Origin of the sequence: Streptomyces sp. NRRL S-350, assembly GCF_000719705.1 — a bacterium.
Taxonomy (GTDB): domain Bacteria; phylum Actinomycetota; class Actinomycetes; order Streptomycetales; family Streptomycetaceae; genus Kitasatospora.
On record NZ_JOHO01000002.1, the window covers coordinates 524,538 to 538,045 of the forward strand.

The 13,508-nt window shown below is 75.0% G+C and carries 11 protein-coding genes; 9 read left to right on the plus strand and 2 right to left on the minus strand.

All coding sequences use genetic code 11. The annotated features are described in order from the left end of the window. The first annotated feature begins 112 nt into the window (after nt 1-112). Both IF30_RS0103690 and IF30_RS0103695 read left to right on the plus strand, forming a co-directional pair. Entirely contained in the window at nt 113-2,176 is a 2,064-nt protein-coding gene (locus tag IF30_RS0103690; protein ID WP_158834725.1) for a sensor histidine kinase, read from the plus strand. 965 nt (nt 2,177-3,141) lie between these two features. Continuing rightward, nucleotides 3,142-3,759 carry a TetR-like C-terminal domain-containing protein gene (locus IF30_RS0103695; RefSeq protein WP_051709130.1) on the plus strand — a complete coding sequence of 206 codons (618 nt, stop codon included), beginning with the start codon at nt 3,142-3,144 and terminating at the stop codon, nt 3,757-3,759. Nucleotides 3,760-4,076: 317 nt separating this feature from the next. Here IF30_RS0103695 and IF30_RS0103700 read toward each other — a convergent pair whose 3' ends face one another. Continuing rightward, nucleotides 4,077-5,441 carry an FAD-dependent oxidoreductase gene (locus IF30_RS0103700; protein ID WP_030231827.1) on the minus strand — a complete coding sequence of 455 codons (1,365 nt, stop codon included), beginning with the start codon at nt 5,439-5,441 and terminating at the stop codon, nt 4,077-4,079. Between the two features lie 187 nt (nt 5,442-5,628). Continuing rightward, on the minus strand, nt 5,629-6,462 hold the full coding sequence (locus IF30_RS0103705; RefSeq protein WP_078891097.1) for a slipin family protein: 834 nt from the start codon (nt 6,460-6,462) through the stop codon (nt 5,629-5,631). Between the two features lie 296 nt (nt 6,463-6,758). On the opposite strand from IF30_RS0103705, the gene IF30_RS0103710 reads away from it, so the two are divergent. The 7 genes from IF30_RS0103710 (at nt 6,759) to IF30_RS0103740 (ending at nt 13,495) form a co-directional block, all read left to right on the plus strand. Next, the gene (locus tag IF30_RS0103710; RefSeq protein WP_030231834.1) at nt 6,759-7,409 is read left to right on the plus strand and encodes a helix-turn-helix domain-containing protein; all 651 of its coding nucleotides are present in this window, start codon (nt 6,759-6,761) and stop codon (nt 7,407-7,409) included. A gap of 340 nt (nt 7,410-7,749) precedes the next feature. Continuing rightward, nucleotides 7,750-8,295 carry a hypothetical protein gene (locus IF30_RS0103715; protein ID WP_030231836.1) on the plus strand — a complete coding sequence of 182 codons (546 nt, stop codon included), beginning with the start codon at nt 7,750-7,752 and terminating at the stop codon, nt 8,293-8,295. 79 nt (nt 8,296-8,374) lie between these two features. After that, the gene (locus IF30_RS0103720) at nt 8,375-9,295 is read left to right on the plus strand and encodes a phytoene/squalene synthase family protein (protein ID WP_234322567.1); all 921 of its coding nucleotides are present in this window, start codon (nt 8,375-8,377) and stop codon (nt 9,293-9,295) included. Between the two features lie 210 nt (nt 9,296-9,505). Beyond that, nucleotides 9,506-9,673 (plus strand): SflA family class IV lanthipeptide, encoded by a 168-nt coding sequence (locus IF30_RS48550; RefSeq protein WP_199807811.1) that lies wholly within the window; start codon nt 9,506-9,508, stop codon nt 9,671-9,673. A 149-nt stretch (nt 9,674-9,822) separates the two neighbouring features. After that, a complete protein-coding gene (lanL, locus tag IF30_RS0103730) occupies nt 9,823-12,639 on the plus strand; it encodes a class IV lanthionine synthetase LanL (protein ID WP_030231843.1) in 2,817 nt (938 codons plus the stop codon). Nucleotides 12,640-13,033: 394 nt separating this feature from the next. Next, on the plus strand, nt 13,034-13,234 hold the full coding sequence (locus IF30_RS0103735) for a thiazolylpeptide-type bacteriocin (protein WP_234322568.1): 201 nt from the start codon (nt 13,034-13,036) through the stop codon (nt 13,232-13,234). Between the two features lie 54 nt (nt 13,235-13,288). Beyond that, nucleotides 13,289-13,495 (plus strand): thiazolylpeptide-type bacteriocin, encoded by a 207-nt coding sequence (locus tag IF30_RS0103740; protein WP_030231849.1) that lies wholly within the window; start codon nt 13,289-13,291, stop codon nt 13,493-13,495. Nucleotides 13,496-13,508 lie beyond the last annotated feature (13 nt).

Here is a 13,508-nt window from a genome sequence, read left to right on the forward strand (position 1 = left end):
CCCGCCGGGACCGAGCGCCGGGCACGCCCCGCCGGGACCGGTGCCTCATGTGCCCGGGACACCGGGTGCAGGACACTGCTGCCATCCGGCCGTCGGCGAGGAGAGGGTGCTCATGGCTGCGGAGAGTGCGCGAAGAGCCTGGTGGCGGCCCCGGTCCGGGCCGGCGGAGCGGCAACTGGCCATGGCGGGCTGGTGCGCCGCCGTCTGCCTGGTGGCCGGCGGCCTCTGGGTGGGCTACGTCGTGAGCCACCTCGGCTCGCCCGGGATCTCCCCGCCGGCCCACCACCTGGCGGTCCTCGGCTACGGCCTCGCCGCCGTCGCCGGCGGGATGCTGCTGCACGCCCACCGGCCGGGCAACCAGCTCGGCTGGGCGCTGCTCGCCTACGGGACGGCGCTGATCGTGCCGCTCGCCGCCCAGGCCCCGGTCTGGGTGGAGGTGGGCGACTCCAGGGTGGTCGGGGCCGTCGTGGTCCTGGTGTCGGTCGGCTACACCGTCAGCGGCACGCTGTGGCACGCGCTGCCGCTGTGGCTGCCGTACGGGACGCTGCCCAGCCGCCGCTGGTGGTACGCCATCGGTGCCGTGGGCCTGTGGATGCTGCCGCAGGCGTGCTACTACGTCTACCAGCCCACCGTGTTCGGCCGGCCGAACCCGTTCGCCGGCAGCGCCGTCGCGAGTCGGCTGCGGCAGTTCGACGACCGGCTGCACGTCGCCCAGCTCGTGGTGTTCGTCGTGCTGACCGCCGTGGTGATCCTCGTGCCGCTCGCCCGCACCCGCGGTTTGTCCCCCCGACGGCGGCAGAACGTGCTGATCGGGCTCGGCGTCTACCTGCTGTGGGGCGGTGCCGAACTCGGCTACTACTTCGACGAGCAGAGCACGGCCTCGTACGTCGCCTTCGCGGTCGCCTCCGCGCTGTGGACGCTCACCCTGGCCGTCGTCGCCGTGCGCGACGGCTCCTGGCGGCTCGACCGGGCGGCCCGCCGGGTGCTGGTCGGGCTGCTGGTGGCCACCGGACTGGTCGTGGCGTTCGTGCTGGTGGCCTGCGTGCTCTCCACCATGCTGCTGCCCGGGCGGCGCGGCGCCGGGGCGCTGCTGCTGGTCGCCGTCGTCTTCGTGTTCGCCGCCGGGCTGCCCCGGGGCGTCCGGTGGGCCTCCGGCGTCGTCGACCGCTGGTACTACGGCTCGCGCGCGCAGCCGTACCAGGTGCTGCGCAGCCTGGCCGGACGGGTCAGTCAGACCGTCGACCCGCAGGACGTACCGGCCGTGCTGTGCACCACCGTCAGTGACGAACTCCGGCTCTCCGGCGTGGCGTTGACCGTCTCCACCCGCGGCGGCGAACGCCCGCTGGCCGCCGTCGGGGACCGCTCCGGCAGCGGCGAGGGCTTCGCCCTGGTGCACCGCGGCGCCGAGATCGGCCGGCTCACCGTCGCCCCGCGCCCCGGCCAGCAGACACTCGACGCCAGCGACCGCGACATCCTCCGCTCGCTCGCCGACCAGGCCGCGCCCGCCGTCGCCTCGCTGCAGCTGATGGAGGACCTCCGGGCCAGCCGGGAGCAGATCGTCGCGGCCCGCGAGGAGGAGCGCCGCCAGCTGCGCCGCGACATCCACGACGGCCTCGGCCCGTTGCTGGCCGGCCTGCGGCTGCGCCTGCAGGGTGCGGCCGCGGTCGACGACCCGACGCAGTTCCCGGGCGCGTTGGAGCGGCTCGCGGACGACCTGGCCTCGGCCGTCCGCGAGGTCCGGCGGATCACCGACCGGCTCGGGCCGACCGCCCTGGGCGACTACGGACTCTCCCAGGCGCTGAACCGGCTCGCCGAGACCTTCAGCGACGCCGACCTCGCCGTCACCACACGACTGGAGCCCGACCCGCTGCCCGAGCTGCCCGCCGCCGTGGAGGTCGCCGTCTACCGGATCACCGCGGAGTCGCTCAACAACGTGCTCCGCCACGCCCGGGCGAGCAGGGCCACGGTGTCCGTGCGGGTGGACACCGGGCAGCTGGAGCTCGTCGTCCAGGACGACGGGCAGGGCCCGGGGCGGTGCGGGGCCGCGCATCCGGGGGTCGGGCTGCGGTCGATGTCCGAGCGGGCCGCGGAGATCGGCGGCAGTTGCACCGTCGACGCGCTCGGCCGTGGCACCCGGGTGCACGCGGTGCTCCCTCGGCGGCCCGTGAGCGAGTGAGCGCGGTGCTCGCCGGTGCTTTTCGGTGCTCCTCGGTGCTTTCGGCGAGCCCCGGCGCAGCGCTCGCGGCCGGACCGGCGACAGGGGGCCGCCCCCGGCGCGACGGGCGGTCGGCCGGGGGCGGGACGTGTCAGGGGATCGGGGGCAAAAGGGTGGGTAGCGCGTTCAATTGCAGTTCGGCGGATTGGGGCACCGGGGTCGCGACGGGCCGGTGCCGGCGCCCGTGCCGGGCCCGGGGCGGGGCCACCGCTTGGGTCCGCGGCCGCCCGCGGTGCTCTCGGTGCTCCCGACCCGGCACCTGCACGCCCGGGCGGCCGCGGCGAGGCTCACGGCGGCGAACACGGCGGCGACACCGGCCGCCGCCAGCGCCGTACCGGCCGATCTGTCAGTCATGGCTGACCTCCAGGGTGGGTTCCGCAGGCCGGGCGCTCCGACCTGCTCCTCCATGCCACCGCCGGTCCTGCCCCGACCGCATGGGGCGACGGTCCTGTCCCGGTCCCGCTGCGCGCTGGGGCGGTCACCATGGGTGATGCGGCGCGGGCGGTGGCTGGTCTGCGGTCGGGTACCTCCGCATCCGGGCTCCGCTGGGGTCCACGGGATCCCCCCGGGTTCCCCGGGGTTCCGGCCGGGGGTGGGGGTTCGGTACGGGGCGGTGCGCTGGGGGCGACTCGGCGGACGGCCGGGCCCGGGCACCGGGGGAGCCTCTTCTGGAAGCGTAACGGCGTGAACGTCCCTGGCAACTCGGCCACTTGGGAAGCCCGGCAATGGCGGAACGGTGGCGGGGGTGGGAGGGAACGGGTTCGTTCACTAACATCGACAGTAGTCCCGTGACAGAGAACCTGCATTCGCCGTCGCGCCGGCGGACGGGGACTCCCTTTCGGAGGTCCGCGTCCCGGAGAACCACGGCGCGGACGAATGCGTGTACCGATGGGATCGAGGAAGGCGACTGGAGAAGGTGCGCAGCCATGACCGCTGAAACGGACGCCGTGCGCGGACCGCTGACCGGAGCCCCGCTGCGGCGGCGCGGCGAGGTGCTGGAGAGCGCCATCTACGACGCGGTCCTCCAGCAGCTCACCACCGACGGCTACGCCCGGCTGACCATGGAGGGAGTGGCCGCCGCGGCGCAGACCGGCAAGGCCGCGCTCTACCGCCGCTGGTCCTCCAAGGAGCAGCTGGTCATGGACGCCCTGCAGGCCAGCCTGCCGCCGGGCGGGGCGGCCCCCGACACCGGCAGCCTGCGGGAGGACCTGCTGGGGGTGGTGGCCGGGCTGCGCGCCGCGATGTTCAGCGACGTGGGCGCCGCCGTCCGGGCGATCATGAGCGAGCTCGACCACCGGCGTGCCCACGCCTTCGTGGAGATCGTGCTGGAACGGGTGGTCGAACCGACCACCGCCCTGATCGCCGAGGTGCTGGACCGCGGCACCCGCCGCGGTGAGGTCCGCCCGGGGGCCGTCACCCCGCTGGTCACCGACGTGGTGCCGGCGTTGATGCTGTACCGGATCAAGATGTGCGGCGGGGAGGCGGTGCAACTCGACCCGGAGGAGATCGTGGACGAGGTGCTGCTGCCGATCGTCCGCCCGTGACGCGGCGCCGCGCGGTGTGCGAATTCCGGCGCGGTACGGCGATCGGCAGCGGCGGTCGGATTTCCCGGGTGCGGAACCGGCCGCTTTCCGGCCCCGCCGGGCGCCCTTTCCGGTGACCTTTCCGGTGTCCCCTCCGGTGGCTGCCGTTTCGGCGTGCCGTTTTCGGGGCGCCGTTTCCGGGGCGCCGTTTCGCGGGGTGCTTTCGGGGCCGTTCCGAGGCGCCGCTTCCGGGTGCCCTGGCGGAAGTGACGGCTTGGGGAGTGCCGTTCCGGAGGGTGTTGCGGTCGGTTCCGGGGAAGGTGCGGCGCCGCGCGGCCTCACGCCCCGCTGTGGCGGATCATCTCCTCGCGCTCGACGACCTTGACCCGCTCACGGCCCTCGGCCCGGCCGAGCGCGCGCTCGTACCCGTCGAGCAACTGCCAGCCCGCCCAGGTGGTGTAGCGCACGCCGCGGCCCCGCAGGTGCTCCTCGACCGCCGCCGGATCCGGCTCGGCGGCGCCGGGCAGGCGGCCGGCCGCGTGGTCGTCCAGCAGGCAGGCGACCGTCTCGTTGGCATCGCCCTTGGTGTGGCCGATCAGGCCGACCGGGCCGCGCTTGATCCAGCCGGTGACGTAGGTGGCGGCGTGGTGCGAGCCGTTGCCGTCCACGACCCGGCCGGCCGCGTGCGGGACGGTGCCGGAGACCGGGTCGAACGGCAGCTTGGGCAGTTCGTCGGAGTAGTAGCCGACGGCCCGGTAGACCGCCTGCACGTCCCAGTCCGTGAAGCGGCCGGTGCCGCGCACGTTGCCGGTACCGTCCGGCTCGGTGCGCTCGGTGCGCAGCCCGACCACCCGGCCGTCCGCACCGAGGATCTCCACCGGGGACTCGAAGAAGTGCAGGAAGACCCGGTGCGGGCGGTCCCCGACATCGCGGATCGCCCAGTTCTCCAGCGTCGACGCGACCAGGTCGACGTGCTTGACCGCGCGGCGCTCGGCGACCGAGCCGGCGTCGTACTCGATGTCCGCCGGGTCGACGATCACCTCGATGGTGGGGGAGTGGTCCAGCTCGCGCAGCTCCATCGGGCTGAACTTGGCCTGGGCCGGGCCGCGGCGGCCGAAGACGTGCACCTCGCGGGCCCGGTTGCGCAGCAGGCCCGCGTGGACGTTCGGCGGGATCTCGGTGGGCAGCAGCTCCTCGGCGGTCTTGGCGAGGATGCGGGCGACGTCCAGGGCGACGTTGCCGACGCCGAGCACCGCGACCTTCTCGGCCGCCAGGGGCCAACTGCGCGGCACGTCGGGGTGGCCGTCGTACCAGGAGACGAAGTCGGCGGCGCCGTGGGAGCCGTCCAGGTCGACGCCGGGCAGGTCCAGTGGACGGTCGGCCGTCGCGCCGGTCGCGAAGACCACGGCGTCGTAGAACCGGTGCAGGTCGTCCAGGGCGACGTCGGACGGGTAGTCGACGTTGCCGAACAGGCGGACCTGCGGCTTGTCGAGCACCTGGTGCAGGGCCGTCACGATGCCCTTGATGCGCGGGTGGTCGGGCGCGACGCCGTAGCGGATCAGGCCGAACGGGGCGGGCATCCGCTCGAACAGGTCGATCGAGACGCCGGGCGTCTGCGCGGCGTCGGACTTCAGCAGGGCGTCGGCGGCGTAGATGCCGGCGGGGCCGGCTCCGACGATCGCGACTCTGATCGGGCGGGGCATGGCGGGCCTCCGGTCGGGCGCAGCGGGAGGTGGTCTGGACCCTTGCAGCCAACCCGGGGGCGGGACGGGGGTGTAGGGGGCTCCGGCCTATGACGGCATAGAGGCGACCTATGGGTGAGCGGACGGCCTGGCGGTCCGCGCGGCGCGACCGGCCCGGGACGCCGCCCGGGCCGGCCGCGTGGCGGGGTCAGCCGCCGTCGCCAGGGGCCTGCGCCGGTACGGCGGGCGGCGGGGTCCGGGTCGGGTGACCGGCCGGACCGCCGGCCCCGTCGGCGACCCCGGCGGCGGCCTCGAAGAAGCGCAGCAGCTCCACGGGGAACGGCAGCACCAGCGTCGAGTTCTTCTCCGCCGCGACCTCGACGACGGTCTGCAGCAGCCGCAGCTGCATGGCCGCCGGCGTCCCGGCCATCCTGGTGGCCGCCTCGGCCAGCTTGGTGGCGGCCTGGAACTCGCCGTCGGCGGTGATGATCCGGGCCCGGCGCTCCCGGTCGGCCTCGGCCTGGCGGGCCATCGAGCGCTTCATCGAGTCGGGCAGGCTGACGTCCTTGATCTCCACCCGGTCGATGTGCACGCCCCAGCCGGTGGCCGGACTCTCCAGCATGACCTCCAGCCCCTGGTGCAGGTTCTCCCGACCGGAGAGCAGGTCGTCCAGCTCGCTCTTGCCGATGATCGAACGCAGGGAGGTCTGGGCGACCTGCAGCATGGCGAAGGCGTAGTTCTGCACGTCCACGGTGGCCTTGACCGGGTCCACCACCCGGAAGTACAGGACCGCGTCGACGCTCACCGAGACGTTGTCCTTGGTGATGCCCTCCTGCGCGGGCACCGGCATGGTGATGACCTGGACGTTGACCTTGCGCATCCGGTCCACCACCGGCACCAGCAGGGTGATGCCCGGCTCGCGGACGCGCCCGCGCACCCGCCCCAGCCGGAACACCACGCCGCGCTCGTACTGCTGCACCACCCGGACGCCGGTCAGCAGCCAGAGCAGGAGCACCACGGCGACGATCACGACCGCTGTCACCAATCCCACCTCCCCCGTCGGCGCGCAGCCGGGCCGGACCCGGGAGGCCCTGTCGCGCGGTGCGAGCCGCGCAGGACAGTATGCGCCCGGGCTGCCGGGCGGGACAGGCTCGTGCACGGGGCTTCTGACGGGCCTTCGGCGGGCGGCGGCCCCCGGTCCTGCGACAGCCGGCGGGCCGGGTGGTGCGAGCCGACACGCACGGGCCGTGCTGTTGCTCGACTTGCCGCGGGCCGGGCGCTTGGATGGCTCTGCCCTGGTCAACTGGACGGACCCGGCCAGCCGAGGAGCGACCCACCGTGAACGACACCCCCGATGCCGCCGCCGTGGCTCGCCGGATCACCGAACGGCGCGAGCAACTCGGCCTGAGCGAGGACGATCTGGCGCGCCGGTCCGCGATGGCCCCCCGCTACCTGCGGCACCTGCTCCAGGCCGGGCCCGCGTTCGACCTCGGCGGGTTCCTGCGGATCGCCGCGGCCCTCGGCAGCAGCCGGTCCGAGATGCTGGAGGGCCGTAGCGACGCCCCGCCGGGACAGGGCGGCCCCGGTCCGCGCCCCCGGCTGCAGAACCTCACCGAAGCCGAGTGCTGGGAGCTGGTCGGCACGCACGGCATCGGCCGGATCGGACTGCCCGTCGAGCCGGGGCCGGTGGTGCTGCCCGTCAACTACGTCGTCGACCGGGCCTCCTTCGCCTTCCGCACCGGCGAGCACCACGCCGCCGCCCCGGAGGAGGGCGCCGCGGTCTCGTTCCAGGTCGACCGCATCGACGAGTACCTCGGCCGCGGCTGGAGCGTGCTCGCCCTCGGCCGGGCGCACTACGTGAACGATCCGGACGAGGTCGAGCGCTTGGCCGGCCTGCCCGGTGCCAGCCCGTGGTCGGGCGGGGAACGGCCGTGCTGGGTCCGGATCCGCCCGCAGGAGGTGACCGGGCGCCGGCTGGTCTCGGGCTGAGGGACCGGGCCGCAGGGCGGGCCGAGGGGGCCGCGGCTGCGGACGGCGCTGCCGCCAGTCGTCGAACCGGTGGCCGGAAGTACCGGCCGGGAGGGTGACGCCGAGCCGTTCCCAGGGTGCGGGGGCTCCGTCAGTGGGCTGGGGCTGGGGCTGGGGCGGGAGCGGGCCGCCCGGGCTCGGCCCCGGCACGGCCGATAACCGAAAGGTCACGAGTTCTCCAAGTCGGGTGCGCGAACGCGTCGATCATGGTGGGTTCTTGTCAGTCCCCCGCCGAGGGGGACCTTCGGCTCGGAACGCGAGCAGTGCGGCGAGCGGTCAAGCGGACAACAGGAGACACGTGGTGGCGGTCGACGGGGGCAACATGGCCCAGGTTGTGATCGATACGGCATACAACGAGCGCAAGCGGCTGCACACCGGCCGCAGCCGGACCACCGCCATGGTCGTGCTGGGCCTGGTCGCCGCGGTCGGGCTCTTCCTGGCACTGGTGGTCGGCAAGTCGGACCCGACCTCCGCGCCGACCTGCGACGGCCACACCATGACCCGGACCAGTGAGTGCCGGATCTGGTCCAACCACGGCGGCGGGGGCACATACTCGTACGACGAGATGATCGACCGCCGGGAGTCCTCGAACGGGGTCTGGCGGGTCGTCGGCTTCGGCGGTGCGGGCCTCGCCGTCGTCCTGATGCTGGTCTCCTACACCAAGCTCAACCCGAACCGCCCGTGGGGCACACCGGTCAACGCCGCCTGCCCGCGTTGCCGAGAACTGAACCTGCGGGAGAAGCTCACCGTCCACAGCGTCACCCGGGGCCGCACCACCCACCGCTACAGCGGCATCGTCACCCTCTGCACCCCCGCCTGCGGATTCGCCACGATCCGCCAGCGCTGACCGACCGCCCCGAGCGGAGGCCCACCTGAGTCCTCCGGCTCCCACCCGCTACGCTCGGTGCCCGTCGAACGAATGATGGGTGAAGCGAGTGAGCAGGTGGGAGCGGGCGCTCGACGCGGCCGGCGTACACGACCCGGCCCTGCGGGCCGACTACGGCCGGCAGCGGCAGGAGGTCGCCCGGTACAAGCGAGAGGTCGCACTGGCCACAGCCCTCCTGCTGCCCGGCCGGACCGTCCCGCACGTGATCGCCGCAGCCGCCTTCATGCACCGCACCGACACCATCCTGGACAGCGGACCCCTCGCCGGACGCCGCGCCGCATCCGCCCGCTGGCGGCAGCAGGTCACCGAGAGCCTGGCCGCCGGGCGGACCGACGACCCCGAACTGCGCCCCCTGCTGAACAGCATCGACGCCCACCCAGCCCTGCGCGACCGGGTCCTCGACTTCCTCGCCGCCACGGACGCGGACCTCGACTTCTCCGGGTTCGCCACCGAACAGGACTACCAGGCCTACGTGGACGGGTACTCGCTGCCCGCCTTCATGGTCGTCGCCGCGCTGCTCGGACCGGACGGTGACCAGAGCGCCTACCGGGCCGCCTGCCGTACCTACATCGACGCCAGCCAGCGGCTCGACTTCGTCAACGACCTCGCCGAGGACCTCGCGGACGGCCGGCTGACCCTCCCCGAACAGACGCTCCGGGAGCACGGCGTCACCCGCGCCGACCTGGAGCACGGCCGCGACCTGCCGACCGTACGGGCCCTGCTGGGCGACCAGCTCGACCTGGTCGACCGCACGCTCGCCGAGGGCAGGACCGTCATCGGCCTGGTACCCGCCGTCCACCGGCCGATGGTCCGGTGCATCGTCGGCGTGGACGAGCTCACCAGCGCCGCCGCCCGGGCCGACCAGGGCGCCCTGCTGCGCCGCTCCGCGAGCCCGTCCAAGCCCGGCGCGCTGCGGCTGCTCGGGCGCGAGTACCTGCGGGCGCGTCGGCTGCGGGGCTGAGGCTGCGGGCTGCCGGGGTGCGGGCTGCCGGGGGCGGTGGGTGGTGGCGTGGTGGGTGAGCGTATGCGGAGGAGCCGTCCACAAACGGAACCACCCTCTGTCGTAGGAGAGTTCGCAGCTCCGTCACGGCCCTGTCGCGGCCCCCGGCGCCTGGCTAGCATGAGCGCCCAGCCGAAGGACCCGACAACCAGAACCACCGGGAGGATCCCCATGAGTGCACTGGTGACCGACATCCGCGACGCGGGGCTGCTGGACATCGACGAGGACGCCATCGTGTTCGAGGACGAGTTCGACGCGGACCTCGCACCGGTCGCGTGTCTCGCCGACCCGTGGGTCACGTACGTTCCGACCCGATTCCCCTGCGAGATGAACGCCTGACCGTCCGGATCATCCGGACCGTCCGGACCGTCCTGGCTGTCCGGACCGTCCTGACTGTCCGGACCGGACGAACCGGCCTGATCGAACCGATCCGGCCGAGCTGACGGACCGTGTTCCGTGGGCGCAGCGGCGGACCCGGGGGAGGGCCCTTGACCACACGACCCGATCCCGGATCCGCCGAGGCACTGCGGCGGCGTGTCGAGGCGTTGACCGCCGACGCGCCCGACGCGCGCCGCCCGCTGGGCTCCGACGGCCCGTGGTGGTACCTCCGGGATCCGAGGATGCCGGCGCTGCCGCACGGCTGGAAGCTGCACGTGTCCGCCCGCCCGGGCGAACTGGCCGCCCTACTGGACGTGGTGGTCCCGATCCTGCTGCGCCACACCTGCGACGCGAAGTTCGCGCGGAGCGCGGCGGTGCTGCAGGAGCTCAACAGCGGCCGGCACGGCGCCGCCGCCGTGGGGAAGGCCGTGACGGTCTACCCCCGGCCCGAGGAAGTCCACGCTCTGGGGCTGGAGTTGGCGCGGGCCCTGGCCGGGTGGGCCGGTCCCCGGGTGGCGAGCGACCGCCGGATCCGGCCGGACGCCCCGGTGCACTACCGCTACGGGCCGTTCCGGGTGACGGACGACGAGGCGGAGCGCGGCATGACCGGACCGGACGGCACGGTGTTCCCGGGCCTGGCCGAGGCCCGCTACCGCCAACCCCCCTGGGCGGCGGACCCGTTCACCCCGAGCGGCGCCCCCGCCACCCCCGCCCGCCCGGCGACCACCCGCGTCGGCGACGGGCGCTACCGGATCACCGCGGGCATCACCCGCGCGCCGAGCGGCCACGTCTACCGGGCCGTCGAACTCGCCACCGGGCGCGAGGTGGTGGTCAAACAGGCCCGGGCCTTCGTCGCCGAGGACGGCGCGGGCACCGACGCGCGCGGCCGGCTGCGGCACGAGCGCCGGGTGCTCGCCGCCCTGGCCGGGGTGCCCGGAGTGCCGCCGCTCGTCGACTACTTCCGGCACGGCACCGACGAGTACCTGGTCAGCGGCGCCTGTGGGCAGCGCGACCTGCGGCGGTCCGTCCTGACCTGCGGGCCGTACACCGCACGGGACGCGGACGGCGCGCAGGACGCGGAGGGCACCGGGGACGGGGACGGCGGCGGGCGCGACGGGTGGGAGCTGGCGCGCGGACTGCTGCGCATCCTGGATGCGGTGCACGCCCGCGGCGTGGTGGTGTGCGACCTCAAGCCCGCGAACGTCGTCCTCGACCGCGACGGCCGCGCCGCGATCGTCGACTTCGGGGTGAGCGCCCTGGCCGGCGACCGACCGCCGGGGTCCACCGCGGGCTACGGCCTGCCGGGCGCCACCGGCGACGACCCCACCGAGGACTACTACGCGCTCGGGAGCACGCTGCACTACGCCCTCACCGGCCTCGACCCCGTCGTGATCGACCCGGATCCGGCGACCAACCGCGACCGCACGGTGGAGTGCCTGCGCGCAGCCCTCCCGGCGCCGGCGCACCCGTTGGTGGGCCTGGTCGAGGGGCTGCTGGGCCTCGACCGGGCGGAGCGCGCCGCTGCCGCCTCCGCGCTTCGCTCCGGTGGTGCGGGTGCGGGTGCGGGTGCGGGTGCGGGTGTGGGTGTGGGTGTGGGCGTGGCGGCGGGTGTGGGTGTGGGTGTGGGTGTGGGTGTGGGTGTGGGCGTGGCGGCGGCGCCCGCCCGGGCCCGGGTGCGGTCCAGGTCGGGGCGAGCGCTGCTGGACGAGGCGCTGGAGCAGACCGTCACCACCTGCGTCCGGATGGCCCGCGAGCTGGTCGCCGCAGGCCCCGGCGCGGAGCGGCCCCGCACCCTGCTCTCGCTCTACGACGGCGGGGCCGGCCTCGGCCTCGAACTGCTGCAGCACGCGAACCGGGCGGACGCCCGCGCGGCCGCCGCCGAGCTGGCCCGCTGGACGGCCGCGCACCCGGCACTCGACCGTCTGGACGGCTCGCTGTACCAGGGCCGGATCGGCGTCGAGCTGTTCCTCGCGGAGGCGGCGGCCGTCCTCGGAACGGAAGCGCCGGAGTACCGCGTTCCGGCAGCGACCGGGGCGGCGACGGCTACGGCGACGGGGGCGGGGACGGCGACGGCGACGGGGGCGGGGACGGCGACGGGGACGGGGGAGGGGACGGACCAGATCGCGGGTGCGGCCGGGATCGGCACCGGGCATCTGCTCCTCGCGGCCCTTGGCTCGGCTCCCGGGCAGGCCCTCCGCGCGATCGCAGGTCCGGGCCCCGGCCCGGCCCCGGCCCGGGGGCCGAACCCGATCGTCGACCGGCACCGCGCGGCAGCCGCCGACTGTGCGGCGCGGCTGGTCGCCGGGCCGCTCGACGAGCCCGAGGACGCGCCCAACCCCGGCACCGCCGCCCTGGCGGAAGGCTTCGCCCACGGCCGCGCGGGCGTCGCCCACTTCCTCCTCGCCATGCCCGACGCGGCGTCGCAGCGCACCGCCCGCCGGATCGTCGACGGCCTTGCCGCCGACCTGCCCCGGATCGTGGACGCGGCCCGTCGCCCCGGGGCGACCCGCCGCTACCTCTCCTGGTGCCGGGGGCTGGCCGGACTCGGCACGCTCCTGGTCCAGGCCGGTCTGCGGCACGGCGACGACGACCTGCTCGCCCTGGCCGCCGACGCGGCCGACGCCTGCCGGGCGCTCGCGCCGAGGACCGCCCAGGTCTTCCGCTGCTGCGGACTGGCCGGCGTCGGGGACCTCCTGGTCGACCTCGCGACGGCCACCGGGGACGACCGCCACTGGGCCGCGGCCGAGGAGTTGGCGACGCTCCTGCTCACCCGGGCCGGCGGCCCGCCGGGGAGGCCGGTCCTGCCAGGCCGCCGACCGGACGCCGAGGCGCGCGCATGGGCCGTCGGCACCCCCGGCGTCGCCACCTTCCTCCGGCGCCTGTCGCGGCGCGGTGGCCCGGTGCCGGGGCTGCTGCCGCTGCGCTGAAGAGTCCGTCGTCGGGCGGGTGCGGGCGATCCCGGCCCGCCGTTCGGCATGCCCTTCGGCGTGCCGTTCGGCGTGCTTCCAAGTGCCGTGCGAAGGGCGGTGGTTCGGGTGGCACCACGGGGTGACAGGCCGGCGGCCGGTGACGGATCGCTCAAGCGCCGCTAAAGAGGCGGCGGCGATGCGCCGCCGGGGAGCGGACTACCGGCCAATGTGCGGTCCGCCCATGCCGCCGGCCTGTGCCCGCGACCTAGACTCGCCGACGGGCGGCGCGACCTCCGGGTCCGAACGGCCCGCGTTCGCCGCACCCACGGGGGGCCCGGCACATCCCGCAGCACCCGCTTCGCAGCCGCGTCCCGGATCGTCCGGCACGCCTGCCACCTCAAGGGAGTCCGCCATGTCCGACACCGCCATGTCCCGTTCCGCTGCCGCCGAGACCGGTCTTGACCTCCAGGACCTCGACCTCAGCGAGCTGACCGTCACCTCCCTGCGCGACACCGTCGCGCTGCCCGAGAACGGCGCGTCCTGGGGCTCCTGCTCCTGCCAGGGCTCGTCCTCCTGCGCCCAGCCGCAGACCATGGTCACCCCGATCGCCTGACGTTCCGTCAGAGCGTCGTCTCGGGACGCCTCGTCCGAGAATCCGGGCGAGCGCATGCCCGACCCCGCCAGGGGTGAGCTCGCGCTCGGCGAGATCCTCGCCCTCGACGGCCTCGACGGCCTCGACCTGGGGGAGCTGACCGTCACCGCGCTGCGCGACACCGTCGCGCTGCCCGAGACCGGTGCCTCCGGCGTCCCCGGCTCGACCTCCTGCGGATCGTCGTCCTGCGCCGTTCCGCACCCGCCGACCCAGAGCTTCTGAGGCCGGTGCCCCC